Source organism: Azospirillum sp. UENF 211521 (assembly GCF_058780535.1).
In genome coordinates, this window is record NZ_JBSNCF010000001.1 from 2,240,001 (window position 1) to 2,262,086 (window position 22,086).

Genomic DNA, 22,086 nt, shown 5'->3' on the forward strand with positions numbered 1-22,086 from the left:
TCGCGTTCCGCCCAGGGGATGGTCGGTGCCTTGCGGTCGATGGCGTCCAGGGGCAGCAGGGGAAGCTGCGACAGGAGATTGCAGGACAGTGCGAAAGCGAAGCGTTCCCCCGGCAGGTCGGGCGGCGACGGCGATGGAAGCGGTGAACCGCTGGAGAGGGCGGCGTCCAGCGGCGCCAGCGTTCCGGTGACGTCGAGGGTGAGCAGGCGAACGTTGGGGTGGCGCCGCGCCTGACGGCGAACGGAACGGCTGTGCAGCATGTCGATCAACACCACTTCGCCGAATCGCTCGGCAAGGACCGGCAGCGGAACCTCGATCAACAGGCCGGACCCGGCCACCAGGGCCCGCCCGCCCCGCGGCGCCCGCCCAACGGCGTCCTGGACGAAACGGCGGCAGGAGTCGACGTGCGGCGCCCAGGCCTGCCGCTGGCGCCGGTGGCGCGCCCCGAGGGCCACCATTTCTGCCAGATAGCCGTAGCGGCGGGCCAGCGGCGGGCAGGGCGTCGTCAGATACTCGAAGGCTTCTCTCAGCATGGCCCGTCCCGCTCCGCGCGTCTTTTGCCGGTCCGGAGCTTGACCCGAAGGGAACCCCCTTGACCGGAACGGGTGGCAGGGTACCTATGGCGGCATGGTGGAGATCAAGAGGAAAGCGGCCCTGGTCACCGGGGCGGGAAAGCGGATCGGACGCGCCATTGCGCTCGATCTCGCGGCGCGTGGCTGGCGCGTGGGGGTGCATTTCGGGCATTCCCGCAGCGAGGCCGACGCGGTGGTGACGCACATCGTCGGGCAGGGCGGCGTCGCCGTGGCGCTTCAGGCCGACCTGGAGCGTGAACTGGACGTGCAGGCGCTGGTGCCCGAAGCCGGCGAGCGGCTGGGCGCGCTGTCCCTGCTGGTCAACAACGCCTCCTGCTTTGAGCGGGATGAGGTGGGGGATGTGACCCGCGAGTCCTGGGATCGTCACATGGAGGCGAATCTCCGCGCGCCCTTCGTGCTGAGCCAAGCCTTCGCCGCGCAGGTGCCGGGCGACATGGAGGGGTTGATCGTCAACATGATCGACCAGCGGGTGTGGAACCTCACCCCGCACTTCATCTCCTATACCCTGTCGAAGGCTGGATTGTGGACCCTGACCCAGACGCTTGCCATGGCGCTTGCACCGTGCATCCGGGTCAACGCAATCGGGCCGGGACCGACGTTGAAGAATGTGCGGCAGACCGACGAGGAGTTCGCAGCGCAGCGTGACGCGACCCCGCTGAAGCGCGGCCCCTCGCCGGACGAGATCTGCGCGGCCCTGCGCTTTCTCATCGACGCGCCGTCGGTCACCGGCCAGATGGTCGCGCTGGACGGAGGGGAGCATCTGGGATGGGCGCAGCCGTCCCTGGGTTTCGTTCCGACGGAATAGGCGGTTCGGCGCGGCGACGCCATACCGTTCGGCGGCCGGTGCCCGGATCGGTCGGGCACCCCGGCAAGAGGACCGCGCGTTGTACACATCCGGCCTCATCGGCGCAAGGGGCTGTTTGCACGATCCGGAAAATTAGCGTCGCAGCGCCAAACTGCCGTATTGACTCGAAGCGATGTCAGGAAAAACAATAACTTAGCAGAAATGCTCAATTTTTGTGCATAGCTTTCGAATCCCTTGGGGCGCCTTGGTTCCGTTGGGGTAACTCTTGGGTTATCGACACACTTATCCACAGGAGTCGTGGATATCCCGATGAATGACCGCCGATGGGTGTGTCGTTCGTCTTAACCATTCAGGACAGGGGGTGGTTGATCCATTCCCGGAACCCGACGACATTCGAGACATGGACGACACCGCAGACACCCCAACGGACCTCGTCCTCCCGGAGACGGACGGCGCCGACGCTCCCGGCAGCGATGCTCCCGGCACCGATGCTCCGGGCACCGATGCTCCGGAGGCCACGCCGCGCGCGCGCCGGCGCCCCGCCGACCTCGCACGGGGGGCGGAGGTGATCCGCGAGCATTTGAAGACCCTGCCGCAGACGCCCGGCGTCTACCGCATGCTGGCGGGCGACGGGGCCGTACTTTATGTCGGCAAGGCCAAGAACCTGAAGCGGCGGGTGTTCAATTACACCCAGGTCAACCGTCTGCCCGTGCGGCTGCAGCGCATGGTCTCGGAGACGGAGACCATGGAGTTCGTCACGACCCACACCGAGGTCGAGGCGCTGCTCCTCGAATCGAACCTGATCAAGCGGCTGATGCCGCGCTACAACGTGCTTCTGCGGGACGACAAGACCTTCCCGCACATCATGATCACCAAGGACCACGATTATCCGCAGCTGACCAAGCACCGCGGGGCGCGGTCGCGCGACGCCGACTATTTCGGTCCCTTCGCCTCGGCAGGGGCGGTCAACCGGACGATCACGGCGCTCCAGCGCGCCTTCCTGCTGCGCAACTGCGCCGACACGGTGTTCGCCGCGCGCACGCGGCCCTGCCTGCAGTACCAGATCAAGCGCTGCACCGCGCCCTGCGTGGAGCGGGTCAGCCCGGCGGAGTACCAGGCGCAGGTCGATCAGGCGCGCGCCTTCCTGTCGGGCAAGAGCCGGGACATCCAGACGGAGTTCGTCGCGGAGATGAGCAGGGCGGCGGAGAATCTCGACTACGAGACCGCCGCCCGCTACCGCGATCGCATCCGGGCGCTGACCGCGGTGCAGGCGCACCAGGACATCAATGTCGAGGGGGTGGTCGAGGACGCCGACGTGATCGCCGCCTACGCCGAGGGCGGGATGACCTGCGTGCAGGTGTTCTTCTTCCGCGGCGGGCGCAACTACGGCAACCGCGCCTATTTCCCCAGCCACGACAAGAGCGCCGAGACACCGGAGGTGCTGGCCGCCTTCATCGCCCAGTTCTATGAGAACAAGGCGGCCCCCGGCCTCGTCCTGGTCAGCCATGACCTGCCGGAGCAGGAGTTGCTGACCGAGGCCCTGGCGCTGCGCGCCGGCCATCGGGTGGAGCTGGCCGCGCCCAAGCGGGGCGACAAGCGGCGCATCGTCGAGCACGCCCTGACCAACGCGCGCGAGGCCCACGGGCGGCGGCTGGCCGAAAGCTCGTCGCAGGCGCGGCTGCTCGACGGGGTGGCGACGGTCTTCGGGCTGGACGGCCCGCCGCAGCGGATCGAGGTCTACGACAACTCCCACGTCCAGGGCGCCCACGCCATCGGCGCCATGATCGTCGCCGGGCCGGAGGGCTTCATCAAGAACGCCTACCGGAAGTTCAACATCAAGACCGAGGGCGCCGCCGGAGACGACTTCGCGATGATGCGCGAGGTCATGGCCCGCCGCTTCGGCCGGGCGATCAAGGAGGACCCGGAGCGGACGCAGGGCACTTGGCCCGATCTGGTGCTGATCGACGGCGGCATCGGGCAGCTCAACATGGCGCTGGGCGTGCTGGCCGATATGGGGATCGACGACGTGACGCTGGTCGGCATCGCCAAGGGACCGGACCGTGACGCCGGGCGGGAGCGCTTCTTCATGCCGGACCGCGCGCCGTTCCAGCTGGAAATGCGGGACCCGGTGCTCTATTTCCTGCAACGGCTGCGGGACGAGGCGCACCGCTTCGCCATCGGCACCCATCGTGCGAAGCGCACCAAGGCGTTGGGCAAATCGATGATCGACGAGATTCCCGGAATCGGACCCAGCCGCAAGAAGGCCCTCCTTCACCATTTCGGGAGCGCCGTCGCCGTCTCCCGCGCCGGACTGGCGGATTTGGAGTCGGTCGAAGGGATCAGCAAGACGGTGGCGAAAAAGATATACGATCATTTCCATTCAGACGGTTAGAATGACGCCGCCCGCCGCGCGTTTCCCCCAATTCCAGAGTTGCGACCGATGCTGACCAGCCTGCCGAACCTGCTCACCCTGTCGCGCATCGCGGTGATCCCCGTCGTGGTCGGGTTGTTCTACGTGCCGGAGGCGTGGGCCGCCTACACGGCCTGCGCCCTGTTCGCCGCGGCCTGCATCACCGACTGGTTCGACGGCTATCTGGCCCGCGCCTGGGAGCAGGAAAGCGTCATCGGCAAGTTCCTCGATCCGATCGCGGACAAGCTGCTGGTCGCCGCGACGCTGATCATGCTGGTCGCCTTCGCCCGGCTGTCCGGGCTGTCGGTGCTGGCCGCCGTGGTCATCCTGCTGCGCGAGGTGCTGGTGTCCGGCCTGCGCGAGTATCTGGCCGGGCTGAACGTCGGGGTGCCGGTCACTTGGATGGCCAAGTGGAAGACGACGATCCAGATGGTGGCGATCGGCTTTCTGATCGTCGGCGACTATGGCCCGGTCCACCTTCCGGTCACGCTGATCGGCACGCTGGGCCTGTGGGTGGCGGCGATCCTCACCTTCGTCACCGGCTGGGATTACATGCGCGCCGGGCTGAAGCACATGATGGCCCATCAGCCGGCGAAGCCGCAAAAGGGCGCCCCGGGCAATCCGGCCCGCACGCCGGGCTGAGTCGCTTTACCAGCGGTCCGTTCTTTTCCGGGACCTGTTTTCCGGCATCAGTTTTCCGGCACATGGCAGAGCGGGCGGCCATTCCGGTTTGTCCGTTCGCATGCCCGTGTGTTTCTGCTATGTGACCGTGGAACGCCCGCGCGGCGATGGGCGGCAAGGCGGAGGATAGGGGCTTCCATGAAGATGTTCGGCCTGACGGGGTGGAGCGGCAGCGGCAAGACGACGCTGATCGTTCGCCTGATCCCGGCGCTGATCCGGCACGGCCTGACCGTTTCGACCATGAAGCACGCGCACAAGGGCTTCGACATCGATCATCGCGGCAAGGACAGCCACAACCACCGCGAGGCCGGCGCCACGGAGGTTCTGGTCAGCTCGCCCCGCCGCTGGGCGCTGATGCACGAGATCCGGAACGACGAGCCGGAGCTGTCGCTGGCCGAGCTTCTGCCGAAGATGTCGCCGGTCGATCTGCTGCTGATCGAGGGGTTCAAGCGCGAGCCCCACGAAAAGATCGAGGTGTGGCGCGCCTCGGTGGGCAAGCCGCTGATTGCGCTGGACGATCCGAGCATCGTCGCGATCGCCAGCGACGGGCCGGTGCCGGACGCCAAGGTGCCCGTCTTCGACCTGAGCGACGAGGAGGGCATTGCCGCCTTCATCATTGCGCGTTGCGCGCTGGACCGTTGTGGCGCGACGGGGCAGGCTGTCTGAGGCGGCGGCACGCCGGAGCAAGGCGGCCGGGTTGCGGTGTGCGGGGGTGGAGTGGAGCGATGGCTCAGCTTAGCGACGATTGCTTCGCCTTCGGCGGGGAGATGATGGCGGTGGACCGGGCGCTGGAGCTTCTCTCCGGTCGCCTCCACCCCGTCACGGAGACCCGCCGGATCGGTCTTGCCGACGCGCTGGGCCACGCGCTGGCCGAGGACGTCGTCGCCCCGTTCAACGTGCCGCCGCACGATAATTCGGCGGTGGACGGCTACGCGGTGTTCTTCGACGACCTGACGCCCGACGCGGCCACGCTGCTGCCGGTCACGGCGCGCGTCGCCGCCGGCCACGCGCTGGACCGTCCGGGACGGCGCGGCGAGGCGGTGCGAATCTTCACCGGCGCCCCGATGCCCGAGGGCTTCGACACCGTGCTGATGCAGGAGGATTGCACGGCGGGTGAGGGCACGGTCGCCATTCCCCCCGGCATCCGCCGCGGCGCCAACCGCCGCCGCGCCGGCGAGGACATGGCGCGGGGGAGCACCGTCCTGACCGCCGGACGCCGGCTGCGGGCGGAGGACATCGGCCTGCTCGCCTCGCTGGGACGGCGGGAGGTGACGGTGCGCACCGCCCTGCGCGTCGCCGTCTTCTCCACCGGCGACGAGGTGCGGGAGCCGGGCGTGCCGCTGGAGGCCGGCTGCATCTACGACGCCAACCGCTTCGCCCTCATCGCTTCGCTGTGCCAACTCGGCTGCACCGTGACCGATCTGGGCATCCTGCCCGACCGGCTCGACGCCGTTCGCGGCGCCCTGGCCGACGCGGCGGAGACTCACGACGTCCTCATCACCTCCGGCGGCATGTCCACCGGCGAGGAAGACCACGTCAAGGCGGCGGTTGAGGCTCTGGGCGGGCTTCATTTCTGGCGGCTGGCGATCAAGCCGGGGCGTCCGGTGGCCTTGGGCACGGTCAACGCCACGGCCGGGAGCGCGGTCTTCGTCGGCCTGCCGGGCAACCCGGTGGCGGTGATGGTCACCTTCCTGCGCATCGCCCGCCCGATCCTGCTGCGGCTGATGGGGGCGGCGGACGAGGCGCCCGCCTTGTTCCCGCTGCGCGCCGGCTTCACCTACAAGAAGAAGGCGGGGCGACGCGAGTATGTGCGGGCCACGCTCGCCCGCGCCGCCGACGGGGTTTTGACCGCGGTCAAGCACCCGCGCGACGGGGCGGGCATCCTGTCGTCGATGGTCGAGTCCGACGGACTCGTCGAACTGCCGGAAGAGATCACCCGCGTCGAACCGGGGATGATCGTGGAATTCCTGCCTTTCAGTGAGGTTCGGTGATGAAGATCCTCTATTTCGCCTGGCTGCGCACCAAGATCGGCGTGGCGACCGAGACGGTGGACCTGCCGGCGGAGGTCCGCGACGTCGGCGCCCTGGTGGCGTGGCTGAAGACCCGCAGCCCGAAGCACGCCGACGCGCTCGCCAACAGCACGGTGGTCAAGGTGGCGGTGAACCAGGAGCATGTGCCCTACGACCACCCGGTCGGCCCCGGCGACGAGGTGGCCTTGTTCCCGCCGGTGACCGGCGGCTGAGGAAGGACGTGTTGCCGTGACGGTGAAGGTTCAGAGCGAGGATTTCGACGTCGGCGCGGAGCTGGCCGCGATGACCGGCGGCAAGACCGGCATCGGTGGGGTGACCCTGTTCGTCGGGCTGGTCCGCGACATGGCCGGCGGCGAGTCCGTCAGCGCCATGACGCTGGAGCATTATCCCGGCATGACCGAGCGGCAGCTGGAGGCGATCGAGGCGGAGGCGCGGGGGCGCTGGCCGCTCGACGACGCGCTGATCATCCACCGCTACGGGCGGTTGGAGCCGGGCGACCAGATCGTGCTGGTCGCCACCGCCAGCGCCCACCGCGAGGCGGCCTTCGAAAGCTGCCATTTCCTGATCGACTGGCTGAAGACCAAGGCGCCCTTCTGGAAGATGGAAGCCACCCCGGAGGGCGAGCGCTGGGTGGAGGCCAAGCAGTCCGACGACCAGGCGGCGGCCCGCTGGACGAAACCGGCGTGAGGTGAGACGCAGGGCACAGACGGCGCCCTCCTCACGGTGGTTGGATCCGCTCCCGCGCCAAGCTGTGCGCGCGTGCGGAGCGTCCGATCATGCGAACCCGGCTTCTGCTCACCGGACTGGCCCTGTCGTTGGGCGCATTGTTCTCGTGCCCTGTCCATGGGAAGGAGCGGCACACGGCGGAGCGGATTCTGACCGATCCGGTCGGCGGCTGCCGCATCCGCGATTCCGATCCCAGCCGGGGGAAGTCCGTCCGCTGGACCGGCGCCTGCCGCAACGGTTTCGCCCATGGCGCTGGTGTTCTTGAAATGTTCGGTGGGGCGACGCCGGCGGACCAAGCCGAAGTCGCCTGGGGCGAGGCCGATTGGATCGAGGCGGTCTTCGTCGACGGCCGGGCCGAGGGGCCGGGGCGCCGCGGGAGCGCGGACGGGACACTTTTCCAGGGCCGCTTCCGTCACGGCCTCGCCACCGGCATGGGGACGCTGACCCTGCCGAACGGCCATCGCTATGAGGGGGTCTTCAAATTCGGGCGTCCGACCGGGGAGGGGGTGTTCGTGGCCTCCATGGGGTTGCGCTACCGAGCGCGGGTCGACCGCGACGGGCGGGTGTGGCCGGGCGCGCTTCTCGGCGCGAAGCCTCCGGACCCCATCCAGTCGGCCGAGCGGCCGGAACCGAAGAGCCGGGCGGCGCCGGGCAGCCTGGAGGAGTGGCTGCGCACGCCGCCTTGGGATTACCGCGAACCGGTTCCACGCGATGCGAAGCGGCGTTGACCAGCCTTGCGCAGGCGGCGTTTGCCAGAGGGCGCGCGTCGTGGTGACATCGCGGGCTCTCTTCGGATGACGGCGATGAACTGGCAGACTCTCGGATTCTTCTTCGCGACGGCCTTCGTGCTGTCGATGACCCCCGGCCCCAACATGCTGCTGGCGATGAGCCTCGGCCTGCGCTACGGCGTCCGCCGGGCGGCCTGGGGCGGGCTCGGCATGTGCGTGGCGCTGACGACGATGGCCACCCTGTCGGTGCTCGGCCTCGGTGCCCTTCTGGCGGCGTCGGAGCCGGCCTTCCAGGCGGTGAAATGGGCGGGCGTGGCCTATCTGACCTGGCTCGGCATCGCCGCGTGGCGGGCGCCGGTGCCGGACGGCTCGCCGCGCGTCAGCGGTGCTGCGGCGGTGGAGGAGGCTCCGGCCCATCGTCTGTTCCTGCGCGGGCTGCTGGTCGCCTTCAGCAACCCGAAGGCGCTGGTCTTCATGGCCGCGCTGTTTCCGCAATTCATCGACCCGGCGGCCCCGCTGATGCCGCAGCTCGTCGCCCTGGTGGCGATCATGGTGGTGATCGAGTTCGGCTGGATCATGGCCTACGCCACCGGCGGCAACAGCATTGGCGCCCGTCTGACCAGCGGGTCCGCCGCCCGCACGCTCAACCGCCTGACCGGCGGCTTGATGATCGGCGCCGGCGGCCTGCTGGCGCTCGCCCGCCGGCTCTGATCGCCCGCCTTATGATTGCTCAGTCCATCCGGCGGAGGGTCGTCTCCAGACGGCCCTTGCCGGAGCGGTCCAGCCATGTGGCGGACAGGCGCCCGTCCGTCCGCACGCTGTAGCGCAGCACGTTGCGCCCCTTCTCGTCGAAGACCAACTCGCCGTTCTCGATGCGGCCCTTGCGCTGGGCGCGCTCCATCGGCTGGTCGGCCTCCATGCCCGGCCCCAGCACATAGTCGGCGTAGACGGCGTCGCCATCGACCCGGTCCACCGCCAGCGCGATCTCCCGCCCGTTGATGTAGGCGCCGTACCAGACGCCAAGGAAGGAGCGGGCGCCCGTCCCGGCCGGGGAGGAGGTGCCGCTGCCGGTGCGCGGCTCCGGCGCCGCGGCCCGCATCAGCTCGGCGCTCGGCGTGCGGCCCCAGGATTCGTCGCAGGACGGGTCGTCCCGGCGCGGCGGCGCCTCGGCGAAGCGCAGGATGCAGGAGCCGAAGCGCCGGACGAACATGCCGGTTGTCGCGGCGCCGTGGCCGGTCAGCAGCGCCGGCTGATCGACCACGATGTGGTCCAGTCCGCGCGAGGACAGGATGCCGCGCGCCGACTCCCCGCGCCCGCCGGGGTCGAAATCGTCACCGTGGAAGAAGAACAGCATCACCCGCGCGCTGTGGATCCCGCGCAGGATCGGCCAGAGCTGAGCGGCGTTGTCTCGGAAGCTGTCGTAGGAGTCCGAGAAGTTGCCGAAGGCGGCGGGAGCGGTGCCGACGACGGCGTCCACCCGGTCGCTCTGCCCGGCGGCCATCAGCGAGAGGAAGGCGCCGAAGGACTGGCCGGTCAGCACGACCTTGCGGTAGCCGCGGTCCTTCAACTGGTCGGCGTAGCCCGCCAGCGCGCGGGAGCTGTTCGGCAGCGTGTCGCTGACCCGCATGCGGTCGAGCCGGAACACGTCCCACCCGGCGTCCTTCATGGTCTTCATGTAGAGGGGCGTGGGCGCGTTCGAATCCTCCACGTCCACCGACCGCCCGTGGCTCCACACCACCGCGCCGCGGGCCGCCGTCGGGCCGAGCAGGGTGCCGTCGCCATAGGCCGGATTCAGGTGAATCTGGGCCGCCGCCGGCTGCGCCGCCCCGAGCATCGTCAACGCCACCACCAATCCGAGCAGCGCCTGTCCGACTGTCCGCCTCATCCTTCCACGCTCCTGTCTGCGGCGTGGAGAGGGTCCCGGAATATGGTTAACCCAACCTTTCCATCGAACCGCGCGGGGCGTTGTCACGGAGCGTTGTCACAGCCTCCAGGCGCCGGACCAGCACTGCGTCAGAAAGTCCCAAAGATGCAAATGCGAATGACTCGCAATTCTGACGCGGATCATCTAAGGTCGGTTCCGTCACTTCAGTCGGGAGGGGTCGATATGTGCGATTCGGTGGGCGAGGGGAGGCTGTCCCCCTGGACGGTGTCCGATCTGACGACGGCGGAGCGCGCGCTGCTGACCGGCTTCCGGCAGTGGTTCCGTCATGGCACCGCCGGCGGGATGGCCGCCATGCGGGCCAGCTTTGGCGTGGCCGGCGTGCCCTCGTCGGCTCTTCTGCCGCTGTTCGCGCTGCTGGGCACGTTCGCCGTGACCAACGCCGGTCGGCCGGCCTTCCGCTGCCCCACCTGCTCGCGGGTCGGGATGGACGAGATGGCGGTTCTGGATGCGCTGGCCGCCATGCAGGCCGGGGAAGGCGACGTGACGACCCAGGTGTTCGACCGCTGGCTTCCCTTGGTCGCCCTGACCATGGCCGCGGACTCCGCGCGTGAGCTGGCGGACATCCTGGACGGTGCGCGCATCCGTCTGCCGCGGCGCCGCCCGGCCCGGCTCATAGCGCTGGCGGCGGAATGACCGGCGCGAAGCCGGCTCCGGTCTGCCACGCCGCCTGCCGGAGCAGCGGCTTGCGCATGATCCACTGATCGATGGGAACCTGAACCAGCTCGCCGGCCGGGGTGCGGTAGGAATAACGTCCCCGTTCGGTGCCGCGCAACTCGTACCCCAGCCGCTCGTAGAAGGCGAGTACCCCAGGGTTGTCCCGGTCCACGCCCAGCTCCGCCTCCGAATAGCCGTGGTCGAGCGCGGTGCCCTCGGCGGCGGCCATCAGCCGCGTGGCGATTCCCCGATTGCGGAAGGGCTGGAACACCCGCAACGCCCACAGCGTGGCGCGACGCAGATGCCGCTTGCGCTGGAAATCGATGCAGATCTGGCCGGCGGGAAAGCCGTTGACCTCCGCCACCAGAAGCGCGCCGCTTCCGCGTTCCTGGGCGCGGAACGCCGTGGCGAGGATTTCCCGGTGCGGCGTGTGCAGCCCGAACCATTCGAGATCCGGCAGATCGGTCCGGCAGGCCGGGCGAATTGCGACGGGCAGGCTGATGACATCCTGCGACGCGGTGGCGGCGTCCATTCCTCCTCCGGACTTCAAACCATCTGACGGAGTGAACGGGCCGGCGCAGGCAGCGTTCCCCCCGCCCGATGAAAGTCTTAGCGGGCAAAGCCGGTCCACGACGCCTGGAGCAAAGGAAAAATTGTGAAAAATTGCGCGCAAAAACGATCCTCATCGTTGCTATAAACAACCTTTAGGATATGACGATAAGCCTTGTTGACGGATCGGGACGCCTCTTGATAAGTCTCTAAACGTTATAGGGCGCAAAGATGCCCGTGCGGTGACGGCGCGAGACCCTCATGCCGAGGGACGGCGCCCGGAGACAGGGGAGGGCGTGCGATGATCAAAATTGTCAACCTGGGACGCACCGGCCTTTTCGTGGCGATGCAGAATGGTGCCCTGACCACCATTGGCGGTCGCAGTCACTGGCGGTCGCTCGACGACATCCGCTTGGCCGCCACTGCGGCGAAGCTCAAGATCAGCGATACGGTTCTTCGCACCGTTCTCTGACGCGACGCCTGCCTTTTTAAAACAGCGGATCGGGTGTTCCAAACAGCCGGCGGCACTGTCTCAGGCCGCCGGCCGCACATTGTTCCAGTGATCAGCCGGCCCGGACCCGCGCCAGGAAGCGGTCGACCTCGGCCCGCAGATTGTTCGAATGAACGGACAACTCGTTCGTTGCGGAGAGGACGCTGCGCGCCTCCGACCCCGTGTCCGACGCCGAGGAATTGACTCGGACGATGGTCTCGCTGACCTCGCGCGTGCCGATCGAGGCCTGCTGGACGTTGCGGGCGATCTCGGTGGTGGCGGCGCCCTGCTCCTCCATGGCCGAGGCGATGGAGGTCGAAATGTCGTTGATCCGCGCGATGGTTTCCGAGATCGAGCGGATGGCGAGCACCGCGTCCTGGGTCGCTCCCTGGACCGCGCCGATCTGGGAGTTGATCTCCTCCGTCGCTTTTGCGGTCTGGTTGGCGAGGCTCTTCACCTCCGACGCCACGACGGCGAAACCCTTGCCGGCCTCGCCGGCGCGGGCCGCCTCGATGGTCGCGTTCAAGGCGAGGAGGTTGGTCTGGCTGGCGATGTCGTGAATCAGCTTCACCACCTGACCGATGCGGCTGGCGGCGTCGGCCAGTCCCTGCACCGTGGTGTTGGTGCGCTCCGCCTGCGACATGGCCTCTCCGGCGATGGCGGCCGACTGGGTCACCTGATGGCTGATCTCACCGATGGAGGCGGTCAGTTCCTCCGCCGCCGCGGCGACGGTCTGGATGTTGACGGAGGCCTCCTCCGCGGCGGCCGCGACCTGGGTGGACTGCGCGCTGGTTTCCTCGGCGGTGCGGCTCATGTTCTGGGCGGTGCCCTGGAGCTGGTGCGCGGCGGAGGCCACGGCCTGCACCACGCTCTTCACCTCGCGTTCGAACGAGTTGGCGGTGGTCCCCAACTCGCGCGAGATGATCGCGGCGGTGTTCAGGTCGACATAGACCGAGGTCGCCAGATCCATGTCGAGGAAGACCGCCTTGTTGATCGCCTGCATGAGCTGGGCGAGCTTCTCCGGCTTCTTGCGGTAGACTTGATAGGCGAGGTCGATCAGCTTGTTCAGGGTGAAGCAGTAGGCGCCGGTGTACCAGCGCGGCTCCAGGCCGATGCGCTGGTGGGCCTGCCCGATCTTCAGCACCTGCGCCATGTAGGCGTCGTCAAAGGTGCCGGTGAAGACGTTCTTCAGCCAATGCTGCTTCTGCATGTCGCGCGCCCGGCTGACCACCGTCGGATTGGCGAGCAGCGTCGCGACCTGGGGAACGGCGCGCAGGTATTCGTAGAATTCCTCGAGGATCTGGTCGATGCGCTGGGCGAGATAAGGTTGGAAGTCCCGAAGGATGGCCTTCGTGGGTTCGTCGATTCGCAAAAAGGAGATTCGGTCGAGAATGGATTGCGTCTGGGCAGAATGCGACATGGATCGACTTCCCCGCGAAAATAGGACCGCATCAGATTAGCGCAATTTGTTTTTAATGCAAAGTAACTAACCTGCGGGCGGCACTATGGAGGGTTATGATCGGTGTGGAAACCGGCAGAGTTGTCGCAGGCCGGCAAATCATTAAACGCTGATAAAAATAGAAAACCGGCGGAGCCGTTTGGCATCCGCCGGTATGTAGTGGGCCGCCGTGGACTTCGACTGTTCGTCTACATCAGGCAGCCATGTGGGCCGGGGCGCGGCGCAGAGCCTGGGCGGCGCTGAGGACGGCTTTCTGCAGCTTTTCGAAGGCGCGCACCTCGATCTGGCGCACCCGCTCGCGCGACACGCAGAACTGCTGGCTCAGCGACTCCAGGGTCGACGGATCCTCCTTCAGGCGGCGCTCGAACAGGATGCGGCGCTCGCGGTCGTCCAGCCGCTCCAGGGCTTGGCCGACCAGCCGGCGGCGCAGGGCCAGCTCGTCGGCGTCGGCAATCACGCTCTCCTGCGTCGGGCGGTCGTCGGCCAGGAGTTCCAGCCAGTTGGTCTCACCGTCGCTGGACAGGGCGGCGTCGAGCGAGCTGTCGTTGGACGAGAGCCGGCGGTTCATCTCCACCACCTCCTGCTCCGGCACGTCCAGCTCGGTGGCGATGGCGGTGACGGTCGAGGGGGACAGGTCGCCCTGCTCCAGCTCCTGCATCTGGCTCTTCAGGCGGCGCAGGTTGAAGAACAGCTTTTTCTGGGCAGCGGTCGTGCCCATCTTCACCAGCGACCAGCTGTGCAGGATGTATTCCTGGATGGAGGCGCGGATCCACCAGGTGGCGTAAGTCGCGAAACGGAAGCCGCGCTCCGGATCGAACTTCTGCGCGGCCTGCATCAGGCCGACATTGCCTTCGGCGACGAGGTCGGGCAGCGGCAGGCCGTAGCCGCCGAAGCCGCGGGCGATCTTGATGACCAGCCGCAGGTGGCTGCCCACCAGACGTTCCAGCGCATGGCCGTTCCCGCGGTCACGCCAGGCGACGGCGAGCTCGCGCTCTTCGTCGGGGGCCAGGATGGGGAACCGCTTCGACTCCTCGACATAGCGGGTCAGGCTGGCGTTTTCACCAGTCAGGAGTTTCTTGAGCACACCGGCCTCCTCTCTCCAACGCTCCACCGTCCCTTGCCGTGGAACCCTTTCGATGGCCGTTCGCAGACGCCCACCGTTTCGGCATTTTTTTTGTGGGGGATTTGCCGAAATTATCCGGGAACACGTCAATCAGACATTGATACTGTGCCGCCACCTCCAAGTTGGATCAAGCCTTGAAACGGCGGTGCAGCAATATTTTTTGGCCTATGTCCGGACTATTCGGGCCTTATGAATGCCGAAAAGACCGGAAGAACTTTTGGAAGATTGGCGAAAAGATGACGATTTTCGTTTGGAGTTAAGGCAGATGCGGTTCTCTCCGCTTGGTCATCACTCGGCCATACGGCTTTATCCTCTGCATAAGCTCTGGCCATACAGGCTAATGGCGCGCGCTACAGGGCATATGACGTTCTTCAGGGGTGCGCGGTGAAGCGCGGTCCCGCCCCGGCGAGGCCGGTGTTCTCCCAGGTTGCGGACGTGCTATTCCAGGTCCGAACAAGGCGAGAGGCCCCCTCATGCACATCCGCGACAGCCGGACCGACGATCTGCCGCGCATCCACGCGATCTACACCCACCATGTCCTGACCGGCACGGCCAGCTTCGAGGAGGTGCCTCCCGGTCCGGAGGAGCTTGCCCGCCGGCGGGACGACGTGCTGGCCCGGGGCATGCCCTATGTCGTTGCGGAGATGGACGGGCGGGTCATAGGATACGCCTATGCCGGACCTTACCGGCTGCGCACCGCCTACCGCTACAGCGTTGAGGATTCGATTTATCTCGACCCGGACTGCACAGGCCGCGGTGCCGGGCGGGCCTTGCTCGCGGCGGTGATCGACCGCTGCGCGGCGGCGGGGTGCCGCCAGATGCTCGCGGTGATCGGCGACAGCGGCAACGCGGCGTCCATCGGCCTGCACCGGAGTTTGGGTTTCGAATCAGCGGGCCTGCTGAGGTCGGTTGGATTCAAGTTCGGGCGCTGGGTGGACAGCGTCCTGATGCAGCGTCCACTGGGGCACGGGGACACGGTGCTGCCGGACGATCGTTGACGGAACGCTTTAAACAAAAAGGGCGCATCCTGGGGATGCGCCCGCTGTAAATCACCGGATCGGTCGGCCGCCGGGTGAAGGGCAGGGGGTCAGTCCTGCGCGACCCGCTTGCGGCCCAAGCCGAGCTTGGTGGCCATTTCCGACCGGGCCTTGGCGTAGTTCGGGGCAACCATCGGATATTCCGCCGGCAGGCTCCACTTGGCGCGGTAGTCGTCCGGGGACATGTCGTAGACGGTCTTGAGATGCCGCTTCAGCATCTTCAGCTTCTTTCCGTCCTCAAGACAGATGATGTATTCCGGGGTGACCGACTTCTTGATCGGCACCGCGGGGACCAGTTCGGCCTTGGCCGGCGCGGCCTTTTCCTCGCCCAGGCCGTTGAAGGCCGCCTGAACGTTCAGGATCAGCGCCGGCAGGTCGGAGACCGGCACCGTGTTGTTGCCGACATAGGCCGAGACGACCTTGGCGGTCAGGGCCTGCAATTCCGATGCTTCGATGGTCATGGCCGCGTTCAGCTCCGTTCCCCTGTGAGTCGGCCGTTTTGGAACGGCCTTGGATTGGGCGATGTCGATCAGACGTTCACCACGTCGCGCAATTGCTTGGCCGGCTTGAACCGCGGCGCCTTGGACGCGGCGATCTGCACCGCTTCGCCGGTGCGCGGGTTGCGCCCCTCGCGGGCGGCGCGCTCGGCCACCTCGAAAATGCCGAACCCGGCAAGGCGCACCTCCTCGCCGCGGGCGAGCGCCGAGGAAATGCCTTCGAACACCGACTGCACGACCTTCGCCGCATCGGATTTGCGGATGCCGGCGTTGGTCGCGATGGTCTCGATGAGCTCGGCTTGGTTCATGCGGAACTCCTGGCGCCTTTGCGCGTGTGGATTTTCCCGTGTTCTTGGCAGATCGAATCCATCGGCACAAGAGAGATGGACGGGAAAGCAACCCTAAGTGTATCGCCAGTTATGAATTCTTGCCTTCACTGTGGCCTGGATGCATCAAAAAGACCGTCCATCTCGGTTCAACGGTGCGCCATGATCGCCAAAGGAAGGAAGTTCTGCGGCAAAAGTTGATCGACTCGCGGGACGCGGTTCTTGAACGGACAATCGGCAACACCATTTGCGTGGCGTTCGGGTCCGGGCCCCTCTGACGGCTGAGGCGTCAGCCGTGATGTCGGATCCCGCTTGAATTCACTGCAGACGCAGCGCAATCAAGTGGGTCTTGTTATGGATTCCCTTATCGCACCCGTCTTTCTCGAGTTCATGGGAAAGCCGGCGTGGGTCTGGCTGACCTTCGTCGGCCTCGTCCTGGGCCTGCTGGCCTTCGACCTCGGCATCCTCAACCGCCGTGACCGCGAGATCGGCGTGAAGGAAAGCCTCCGCCTCTCCGCCTTCTACATCGCCGTCGCCCTGCTGTTCGGCGGCTGGATCTGGTGGTCGATGGGCGACACCGCGGCGGCGCAGTACTACACGGGCTTCTTCATCGAAAAGAGCCTGTCGCTCGACAACGTCTTCGTCATATCGCTGATCTTCACCTACTTCGCGGTCCCGCGCGCCTACCAGCACCGTGTGCTGTTTTGGGGCATCCTGGGCGTGATCGTGATGCGCGGCCTGATGATCGCCGCCGGGGCCGCGCTTGTCAGCGAGTTCCACTGGGTGCTCTACGTCTTCGGCGCCTTCCTGCTGCTCACCGGCGTGAAGATGCTGTTTGCCGTGGACAAGGAGCCGGACCTCGCCGGCAACCCGGCGCTGCGCTTCCTGAACCGTCACCTGCGGATCACCGACGGCTTCCGCGGCCAGACATTCTTCGTGCGCGAGGCGGGGCCGGACGGGCGGAGCGCGCTGCACGCCACGCCGCTGTTCCTGGCGCTGATGATGGTCGAGTTCGCCGACCTGATCTTTGCGGTGGACAGCGTGCCGGCGATCTTCGCCATCACCACCGACCCTTACATCATCTACACCAGCAACATCTTCGCCATCCTCGGCCTGCGCGCGCTCTACTTCGCGCTGGCGGCGATGGTCCACCGCTTCCGTTACCTGAAATACGCGCTGGCGCTGGTGCTGGTCTTCATCGGGGGCAAGATCTTCTACACCCAGTTCGTCGGCAAGCCGGACCCGCTGATCTCGCTCGGCGTGACGCTGACCCTGATCGCGGGCGGCGTGGTCGTCTCGCTTCTCAAGACGCGCAGCGAGGGGAAGCGGCTGCCGGCGGAGTGATGCCGGTCAAATGGCTCTCAGCCGGTAAAGCCCAGGCGCTTCAGGGCGGCGATGCTCTCCTTCGCGCTGGTGTGCAGGATGAAGTCGCCGCCCGCCTGGGTCCAGGGATCGCGGGCCTTCTCGCGGTCGTCCACCAGAACCGTTCCCGGCCCGCCGTGGCGGTGCTTGTCGCGCGCCATGCAGGTGATGACCCGCACATGGGGACCGAGCATATGGGCGACCCAGCGCCGCTTCTGCTCCGGCGCCCAGGAACCCAGCGGCAGCCCGGTCAGGATGGTCGGGCCGTGGGGTTCGCAGAATCGCCAGAGGTCCTGCGCGTCGTGCATGAACTCCAGCGTGCCGAAGAAGTCCGGGTGGCGCGACAGCTCCCGCCACATGACCTTCATCGGGATCTCCTCCGGACGTTTGCCGGTGACCGCCTTCACGCCGCGGTCGAAGTCGGCCAGAACGCCGTCGAGGTCGAGGAACAGCTTGGGTTTCTGCATCGTCCGCCGTGTCGTGTCCTTTCTGATCCCGCCCCTTCAACGCCGGACGGAGGCGGCGGAAGAATAGCGGCCGCGCGGAACCTTCGCCAGCCGGTCGGGTTGCAACCGAAGGCATAGGCGCCCTGATCCGGCGCGGCAGGGGGATCGGATGACGGTCATAGGCATTTCAGGATCTTACGGCGGCCTGAACCTGGGTGACGAGGCGATCCTCACCTCGGCCATCGAGCAGCTGCGCGCCACGGCGCCGGGGGTTGAGGTGGTCGTCTTTTCCCGCAACGCCGCCCACACCCGCGAGAACCACGCGGTGGACCGCGTCCTTAATCCGCGGGAAGCCATGAAGGACGAAATCACCCCGGAGGTCGAGCGGCTCGACCTGCTTCTCCTCGGCGGCGGCGGTATCCTCTATGACAGCGAGGCGCAGACCTACCTGCGCGAGGTCACCATCGCGCAGAATCTGGGGGTGCCGACCTACACCTTCGCCATCGGCGTCGGCCCGCTGAAGGACCGGGTGGAGCGCGAGGCGGTGCGCGAGGGGCTGGACCGCATGGCCGGCATCACCGTCCGCGAACCGAGCGCCAAGCGGTTGATCGAGGAGATCGGCGTGCAGATTCCGGTGACGGTCACCGCCGATCCGGCGCTGCTGCTGACTCCGGAGCCCTTCACCGAGGAGATGCTGGCGGAGGCCGGCATCCCGCGCGGCCGGCCGCTGGTCGGCCTGTCGGTGCGCGAGCAGGGGGCTGCGGCGCCCGAACTCACCGACGCGGCCTACCACCAGCTCCTGGCCGAGGCGGCGGACTACATCGTGCAGCGCTTCGGCGCCGACGTGGTGTTCGTGCCGATGGAGCGCGCCGACGTGCGCGAGGCCCACCGCGTCATGGGCCGCATGGCGGTGTCGGAGCGCGCCCATCTGCTCCAGTACCGCTACACGCCGCGCCAGATCATCGGGCTGATGGAGCATTTCGAACTGGCCGTGGGGATGCGGCTGCATTTCCTGATCTTCGCCGCGATCACCGGCACGCCGCTGATCGCTCTGCCCTACGCCTCCAAGGTGTCGGATTTCCTGTCTTCGGTGGGGTTGGAGCCGCGGGCGACCGTGTCCCACACCACCGCCGGGACCTTCCTCGCCGACCTCGACCGCTTGTGGGACCACCGCGCGGAGCAGAAGGGACTGCTGCGCGACCGGGTTCCCGTGCTGATGGAGCGCGCCCGCGAGACGGCGCCGCTGGCCCTCCGCACCGTGGCGCCGCGCGCCGAGCATGCGGCCGAGCCTGCGGAATGACGAAAGGAGCCAGTCTTGCCCGTCCTGCCCCGTCCCCCGAATCCTGAGTCCGTCACGCTGCCGCCGCGCCGCGCCATGAAGGCGGCGCGCTGCCACGTCCTTGTCGTCGGCGGCGGCCCGGCCGGCATGGGGGCGGCCATCGGCGCCGCCCAGTCGGGTGCGGAGACGATCCTGGTGGAGCGCTACGGCTTCCTCGGCGGCAACGCCACGGCGGCGCTCGTCATGCCCTGGATGAGCTTCTACACCCAGCGCGGTTCGGTGGCGGTGGTCGACAACACCCGCCTGATGCCGCAGGACCACGGCCCCGGCGAGCCGGTGGTGGGCGGGGCGCTGGCCGTCTTTCTGGGGCGTCTCTACACCAACCAGGGGGCCGTTCCGCCCTCGCCGGACACCGGCTTCACCGTTCCCTTCGATCCGGAAGTGCTCAAGGTCACCGCGCAGCAGATCCTGGACGAGGCCGGGGTGAAGGTGCTGCTGCACGCCTTCGCCTCCACCGTGCTCGGCGAGCCGGGGAAGCCCGACGCGGTGGTTTTCGAGACGAAGTCCGGCCCTTTGGTCATCGAGGCCGACGTGATCGTGGATTGCACCGGCGACGGCGACATCGCGGCGCTGGCCGGCTGCGACTACGAGGTCGGCCGGGAGGAGGACGGGCTGACCCAGCCGATGACGCTGATGTTCCGCATGGTCGGCTTCGACCACGACGCCTTCAGCGGCTATGTGCGGGAGCACCCGACGCAATGGCGCGGCGTGCACGGGCTGTGGGACCTCGTCTCCAAGGCCACCGCCAACGGCGACCTCGATCTGGCGCGCGAGGACATCCTGTTCTTCGCCACCACCCACCCCGGCGAGATCGCCCTGAACTGCACGCGGGTCACCGGCGCGCTGGGCACTGACGTCTTCGACCTGACCCGCGCGGAGTGGGAAAGCCACCGGCAGGCCGCGCAGATCGCCAATTTCCTGCGCAAGTACGCTCCCGGATTCGCCGACGCCTACACCTGCCAGACCGGCACCGGCATCGGCATCCGCGAGACGCGGCGCATCGTCGGCGATTACGCCATGACCGCGGACGACGTGCTGGGCGCAGCGAAGTTCAAGGACGCCATCGCGCGCGGCACCTACCCGGTGGACATCCACAGCCCGACGGGCCGCGGCACGGTATTGAAGCGTGTGCCCTCCGGCGAATGGTACGAGGTGCCGATGCGGGCGCTTCTGCCCAAGGGGATGGAGAAGCTGCTGGTGGCGGGCCGCTGCATCTCCGGCAGCCACGAGGCCCACTCCTCCTACCGGGTCACGCCCACCTGCATGGCGACGGGGCAGGCTGCCGGGGTCTGCGCCTCGATGGCGGCGCGCCGCGGCGAGCGCACCCGCGACATCCCGGTCGGCGCCATCCAGCGCGAGCTGCTGCGCCAGGGCGCCCTGTTGCGCGAGCCGGAGGCGTAAGGCTGCCTAGCGCATCGCGAAGAGCTCCTGGTGGAAGCGTTGCTCCACCGGCAGGCCGTGTGCTGCGAAGTCGTGCCACAGCGCCTGGCCGAAGCCGGTCGGTCCGCAGAACCAGACGCTGGCGTCCCGCCATTCCGGCACCAGGGCACGGATGCGCGCGCCGTCCAGTCGACCGTCGCGGCTGTCCACCAGGACATGGAGGCGAACCCCCGCCGCCGCGGCGTCGGCGGTGAGCTTCGCGATCGCCTCCCGATCGTACTCGCTGGTGGTGTGGAAGAAGTCGATGGATTGCCGCGGCCGTTCAGGGTTCGCCGCCAGGAATTTCATGCGGGCGATGAAGGGTGTGACTCCGATGCCGCCGCCCACCCAGATCTGGTTCGGGCAGGAATCGTCGAAGGTGAAGCAGCCGTAGGGCCCTTCCACGGTCACCATCTGGCCAACCGCCAGCCGTTCCCGCAGCCGCCGGGTGTGGTCGCCCAACTCCTTGACCACGAAGGTGATCCGGCGCTCGGCGTCGTTCCAGGCCGAGGCGATGGTGTAGGGATGGGCGCCCTCCGCGCGGTCCGAGGTGGCGAAGGCGAACTGGCCCGCCTTGTGGCCCGGCCAGCCCTGCGGAACGTCGATGGAGACCTCCAGCGTGCGCACGCCCGGAAAGTAATGGAGGGCGTCGATCGTGCCCGGAACCCGCCGGCCGGCGGCGATCCGGCCGAGCAGCACGACGATGGCGGCCCAGGCGCTGGCCGCGAGCAGAGGCGCCATCACCCAGCCGACGGGCGCGCTCCAGTAGGCGAAGTCGGTCAGCACGACGGCGTGGAAGACCAGCACGAGGTAGGCGATCGCCAGAAGGCGGTGCGTCCTGAAGAACAGCCGGTAGGGGAGGCGTTTGAACAGCGCCAGCGCAATCAGCAGAACGACCGCGTAGAAGGCCCATTCGCCGAGCCATTCGGCGGTGCCGCGCAGGCTGCGGAGCGACTGCTCAAGGGAGCTGTCGGGAAGCGCCCGCGGCCCCCGTTGCGGCCGGGCCAGCCACCCCCAGCCCACCGCCCATTTCGGCCCCTGGGCCCACAGCCAATGGACGACCGCCGCGACGAGGCCGGCGATGCCCAGCCATTTGTGCAGGCGGTACATCTTGTCGAGACCGCCGAACCACGCCTCCGGCCAGCGCGGCCGCAACGCCAGGATCATCGCCACGGCCATGCAGCCGATGGCGATGATTCCGCTGTATTGAACCAGTTGGGCGCGAAGGCTGAAGAAACCGTCCGCCAGAAACACGCCGGGTTCGGCGGCGATCCATAAAATCGTGAGAAGGGCTAAAATCCCCCATAAAGACAGCTTGATTGTTTTCATGGCGACATCCTCCGTGTCGGCCACCGTCAAGGTGTGGATGGAGGGATGTTTGGTGATCGCCTTTCCGGTGACAAGCCGCTTCCGATCATCGCAGCCATTCGAATCTTCGGCCACGGCAACGGCGGGGGAGGGCGGAGA

Annotated in this window: 24 protein-coding genes (1 of these 24 cut by a window edge); 15 read left to right on the forward strand and 9 right to left on the reverse strand. The window is 67.5% G+C overall.

All coding sequences use genetic code 11. The features are described 5' to 3' along the window. Positions 1-533 carry the 5' portion of a hypothetical protein gene (locus ACWPN5_RS10470; protein WP_492295370.1) on the reverse strand. 283 nt of this gene lie to the left of the window's left edge, so the window shows 533 of its 816 coding nt (coding positions 1-533); its start codon is at positions 531-533; its stop codon lies off the left edge, out of view. Between the two features lie 94 nt (positions 534-627). Between ACWPN5_RS10470 and ACWPN5_RS10475 the strand changes: the two genes are divergently transcribed. The 9 genes from ACWPN5_RS10475 (at position 628) to ACWPN5_RS10515 (ending at position 8,684) form a co-directional block, all read left to right on the forward strand. Continuing rightward, positions 628-1,398: an SDR family oxidoreductase gene (locus ACWPN5_RS10475; protein ID WP_492295371.1), complete on the forward strand. Its 771-nt coding sequence runs from the start codon at positions 628-630 to the stop codon at positions 1,396-1,398. 400 nt (positions 1,399-1,798) lie between these two features. Then, entirely contained in the window at positions 1,799-3,790 is a 1,992-nt protein-coding gene (gene uvrC, locus ACWPN5_RS10480; RefSeq protein ID WP_492295372.1) for an excinuclease ABC subunit UvrC, read from the forward strand. A 48-nt stretch (positions 3,791-3,838) separates the two neighbouring features. Continuing rightward, entirely contained in the window at positions 3,839-4,450 is a 612-nt protein-coding gene (gene pgsA, locus ACWPN5_RS10485) for a CDP-diacylglycerol--glycerol-3-phosphate 3-phosphatidyltransferase (protein WP_145686081.1), read from the forward strand. A gap of 177 nt (positions 4,451-4,627) precedes the next feature. Then, positions 4,628-5,155 carry a molybdopterin-guanine dinucleotide biosynthesis protein B gene (gene mobB / locus ACWPN5_RS10490; RefSeq protein ID WP_145686083.1) on the forward strand — a complete coding sequence of 176 codons (528 nt, stop codon included), beginning with the start codon at positions 4,628-4,630 and terminating at the stop codon, positions 5,153-5,155. Between the two features lie 59 nt (positions 5,156-5,214). Continuing rightward, positions 5,215-6,480 carry a molybdopterin molybdotransferase MoeA gene (locus tag ACWPN5_RS10495; protein WP_145686085.1) on the forward strand — a complete coding sequence of 422 codons (1,266 nt, stop codon included), beginning with the start codon at positions 5,215-5,217 and terminating at the stop codon, positions 6,478-6,480. Then, a complete protein-coding gene (gene moaD, locus ACWPN5_RS10500) occupies positions 6,480-6,731 on the forward strand; it encodes a molybdopterin converting factor subunit 1 (RefSeq protein WP_038527886.1) in 252 nt (83 codons plus the stop codon). The genes ACWPN5_RS10495 and moaD overlap by 1 nt, the downstream gene beginning before the upstream one ends. A gap of 16 nt (positions 6,732-6,747) precedes the next feature. Next, complete coding sequence (gene moaE / locus ACWPN5_RS10505) at positions 6,748-7,206, forward strand: molybdopterin synthase catalytic subunit MoaE (protein ID WP_200478403.1); 459 nt, start codon at positions 6,748-6,750, stop codon at positions 7,204-7,206. 89 nt (positions 7,207-7,295) lie between these two features. Beyond that, positions 7,296-7,973, forward strand: a complete 678-nt coding sequence (locus ACWPN5_RS10510; RefSeq protein WP_492295373.1) for an MORN repeat-containing protein — start codon at positions 7,296-7,298, stop codon at positions 7,971-7,973. 75 nt (positions 7,974-8,048) lie between these two features. Then, positions 8,049-8,684 carry a LysE family translocator gene (locus ACWPN5_RS10515; RefSeq protein WP_145686091.1) on the forward strand — a complete coding sequence of 212 codons (636 nt, stop codon included), beginning with the start codon at positions 8,049-8,051 and terminating at the stop codon, positions 8,682-8,684. Between the two features lie 19 nt (positions 8,685-8,703). On the opposite strand, the gene ACWPN5_RS10520 is transcribed toward ACWPN5_RS10515, so the two are convergent. After that, positions 8,704-9,858 carry an alpha/beta hydrolase family protein gene (locus tag ACWPN5_RS10520; RefSeq protein WP_492295374.1) on the reverse strand — a complete coding sequence of 385 codons (1,155 nt, stop codon included), beginning with the start codon at positions 9,856-9,858 and terminating at the stop codon, positions 8,704-8,706. Between the two features lie 222 nt (positions 9,859-10,080). Here ACWPN5_RS10520 and ACWPN5_RS10525 point away from each other — a divergent pair, with 222 nt between their 5' ends. Further along, positions 10,081-10,551: a hypothetical protein gene (locus ACWPN5_RS10525; RefSeq protein WP_247883192.1), complete on the forward strand. Its 471-nt coding sequence runs from the start codon at positions 10,081-10,083 to the stop codon at positions 10,549-10,551. Here the strand turns inward: ACWPN5_RS10525 and ACWPN5_RS10530 are convergent. Beyond that, entirely contained in the window at positions 10,529-11,104 is a 576-nt protein-coding gene (locus ACWPN5_RS10530) for a GNAT family N-acetyltransferase (protein WP_145686097.1), read from the reverse strand. The genes ACWPN5_RS10525 and ACWPN5_RS10530 overlap by 23 nt on opposite strands. A gap of 318 nt (positions 11,105-11,422) precedes the next feature. Between ACWPN5_RS10530 and ACWPN5_RS10535 the strand changes: the two genes are divergently transcribed. Further along, positions 11,423-11,593, forward strand: coding sequence for a hypothetical protein (locus ACWPN5_RS10535; protein ID WP_492295375.1), 171 nt, complete (start codon positions 11,423-11,425; stop codon positions 11,591-11,593). A 91-nt stretch (positions 11,594-11,684) separates the two neighbouring features. On the opposite strand, the gene ACWPN5_RS10540 is transcribed toward ACWPN5_RS10535, so the two are convergent. Further along, a complete protein-coding gene (locus ACWPN5_RS10540; protein ID WP_492295376.1) occupies positions 11,685-13,031 on the reverse strand; it encodes a protoglobin domain-containing protein in 1,347 nt (448 codons plus the stop codon). Positions 13,032-13,263: 232 nt separating this feature from the next. Continuing rightward, the gene (gene rpoH, locus ACWPN5_RS10545) at positions 13,264-14,154 is read right to left on the reverse strand and encodes an RNA polymerase sigma factor RpoH (RefSeq protein WP_145686101.1); all 891 of its coding nucleotides are present in this window, start codon (positions 14,152-14,154) and stop codon (positions 13,264-13,266) included. A 512-nt stretch (positions 14,155-14,666) separates the two neighbouring features. Here rpoH and ACWPN5_RS10550 point away from each other — a divergent pair. Then, on the forward strand, positions 14,667-15,191 hold the full coding sequence (locus ACWPN5_RS10550) for a GNAT family N-acetyltransferase (protein WP_145686106.1): 525 nt from the start codon (positions 14,667-14,669) through the stop codon (positions 15,189-15,191). An 89-nt stretch (positions 15,192-15,280) separates the two neighbouring features. Here ACWPN5_RS10550 and ACWPN5_RS10555 read toward each other — a convergent pair whose 3' ends face one another. Further along, positions 15,281-15,691, reverse strand: a complete 411-nt coding sequence (locus ACWPN5_RS10555; protein WP_145686114.1) for a Ros/MucR family transcriptional regulator — start codon at positions 15,689-15,691, stop codon at positions 15,281-15,283. Between the two features lie 68 nt (positions 15,692-15,759). Next, positions 15,760-16,086, reverse strand: coding sequence for an HU family DNA-binding protein (locus ACWPN5_RS10560; protein ID WP_492296378.1), 327 nt, complete (start codon positions 16,084-16,086; stop codon positions 15,760-15,762). A gap of 321 nt (positions 16,087-16,407) precedes the next feature. Between ACWPN5_RS10560 and ACWPN5_RS10565 the strand changes: the two genes are divergently transcribed. After that, positions 16,408-17,397, forward strand: a complete 990-nt coding sequence (locus tag ACWPN5_RS10565) for a TerC family protein (RefSeq protein ID WP_200478409.1) — start codon at positions 16,408-16,410, stop codon at positions 17,395-17,397. A 17-nt stretch (positions 17,398-17,414) separates the two neighbouring features. On the opposite strand, the gene ACWPN5_RS10570 is transcribed toward ACWPN5_RS10565, so the two are convergent. Then, the gene (locus ACWPN5_RS10570; protein ID WP_145686118.1) at positions 17,415-17,882 is read right to left on the reverse strand and encodes an HAD family hydrolase; all 468 of its coding nucleotides are present in this window, start codon (positions 17,880-17,882) and stop codon (positions 17,415-17,417) included. A gap of 148 nt (positions 17,883-18,030) precedes the next feature. On the opposite strand from ACWPN5_RS10570, the gene ACWPN5_RS10575 reads away from it, so the two are divergent. Together ACWPN5_RS10575 and ACWPN5_RS10580 are read left to right on the forward strand one after the other, a co-directional pair. Next, a complete protein-coding gene (locus ACWPN5_RS10575) occupies positions 18,031-19,161 on the forward strand; it encodes a polysaccharide pyruvyl transferase family protein (protein WP_145686120.1) in 1,131 nt (376 codons plus the stop codon). Between the two features lie 15 nt (positions 19,162-19,176). Beyond that, on the forward strand, positions 19,177-20,601 hold the full coding sequence (locus ACWPN5_RS10580) for an FAD-dependent oxidoreductase (RefSeq protein WP_247888338.1): 1,425 nt from the start codon (positions 19,177-19,179) through the stop codon (positions 20,599-20,601). Positions 20,602-20,607: 6 nt separating this feature from the next. Here ACWPN5_RS10580 and ACWPN5_RS10585 read toward each other — a convergent pair whose 3' ends face one another. Next, positions 20,608-21,873: a ferredoxin reductase family protein gene (locus tag ACWPN5_RS10585; protein ID WP_492295377.1), complete on the reverse strand. Its 1,266-nt coding sequence runs from the start codon at positions 21,871-21,873 to the stop codon at positions 20,608-20,610. Positions 21,874-22,086: the final 213 nt, after the last annotated feature.

Bases quoted from the DNA above. Each gene is read 5' to 3' on its own strand.
- ACWPN5_RS10475 (WP_492295371.1), top strand. From the start codon at position 628: ATGGTGGAGATCAAGAGGAAAGCGGCCCTGGTCACCGGGGCGGGAAAG.
- uvrC (WP_492295372.1), top strand. From the start codon at position 1,799: ATGGACGACACCGCAGACACCCCAACGGACCTCGTCCTCCCGGAGACG.
- pgsA (WP_145686081.1), top strand. From the start codon at position 3,839: ATGCTGACCAGCCTGCCGAACCTGCTCACCCTGTCGCGCATCGCGGTG.
- mobB (WP_145686083.1), top strand. From the start codon at position 4,628: ATGAAGATGTTCGGCCTGACGGGGTGGAGCGGCAGCGGCAAGACGACG.
- ACWPN5_RS10495 (WP_145686085.1), top strand. From the start codon at position 5,215: ATGGCTCAGCTTAGCGACGATTGCTTCGCCTTCGGCGGGGAGATGATG.
- moaD (WP_038527886.1), top strand. From the start codon at position 6,480: ATGAAGATCCTCTATTTCGCCTGGCTGCGCACCAAGATCGGCGTGGCG.
- ACWPN5_RS10510 (WP_492295373.1), top strand. From the start codon at position 7,296: ATGCGAACCCGGCTTCTGCTCACCGGACTGGCCCTGTCGTTGGGCGCA.
- ACWPN5_RS10515 (WP_145686091.1), top strand. From the start codon at position 8,049: ATGAACTGGCAGACTCTCGGATTCTTCTTCGCGACGGCCTTCGTGCTG.
- ACWPN5_RS10520 (WP_492295374.1), bottom strand. From the start codon at position 9,858: ATGAGGCGGACAGTCGGACAGGCGCTGCTCGGATTGGTGGTGGCGTTG.
- ACWPN5_RS10525 (WP_247883192.1), top strand. From the start codon at position 10,081: ATGTGCGATTCGGTGGGCGAGGGGAGGCTGTCCCCCTGGACGGTGTCC.
- ACWPN5_RS10530 (WP_145686097.1), bottom strand. From the start codon at position 11,104: ATGGACGCCGCCACCGCGTCGCAGGATGTCATCAGCCTGCCCGTCGCA.
- ACWPN5_RS10535 (WP_492295375.1), top strand. From the start codon at position 11,423: ATGATCAAAATTGTCAACCTGGGACGCACCGGCCTTTTCGTGGCGATG.
- ACWPN5_RS10540 (WP_492295376.1), bottom strand. From the start codon at position 13,031: ATGTCGCATTCTGCCCAGACGCAATCCATTCTCGACCGAATCTCCTTT.
- ACWPN5_RS10550 (WP_145686106.1), top strand. From the start codon at position 14,667: ATGCACATCCGCGACAGCCGGACCGACGATCTGCCGCGCATCCACGCG.
- ACWPN5_RS10555 (WP_145686114.1), bottom strand. From the start codon at position 15,691: ATGACCATCGAAGCATCGGAATTGCAGGCCCTGACCGCCAAGGTCGTC.
- ACWPN5_RS10565 (WP_200478409.1), top strand. From the start codon at position 16,408: ATGGATTCCCTTATCGCACCCGTCTTTCTCGAGTTCATGGGAAAGCCG.
- ACWPN5_RS10570 (WP_145686118.1), bottom strand. From the start codon at position 17,882: ATGCAGAAACCCAAGCTGTTCCTCGACCTCGACGGCGTTCTGGCCGAC.
- ACWPN5_RS10575 (WP_145686120.1), top strand. From the start codon at position 18,031: ATGACGGTCATAGGCATTTCAGGATCTTACGGCGGCCTGAACCTGGGT.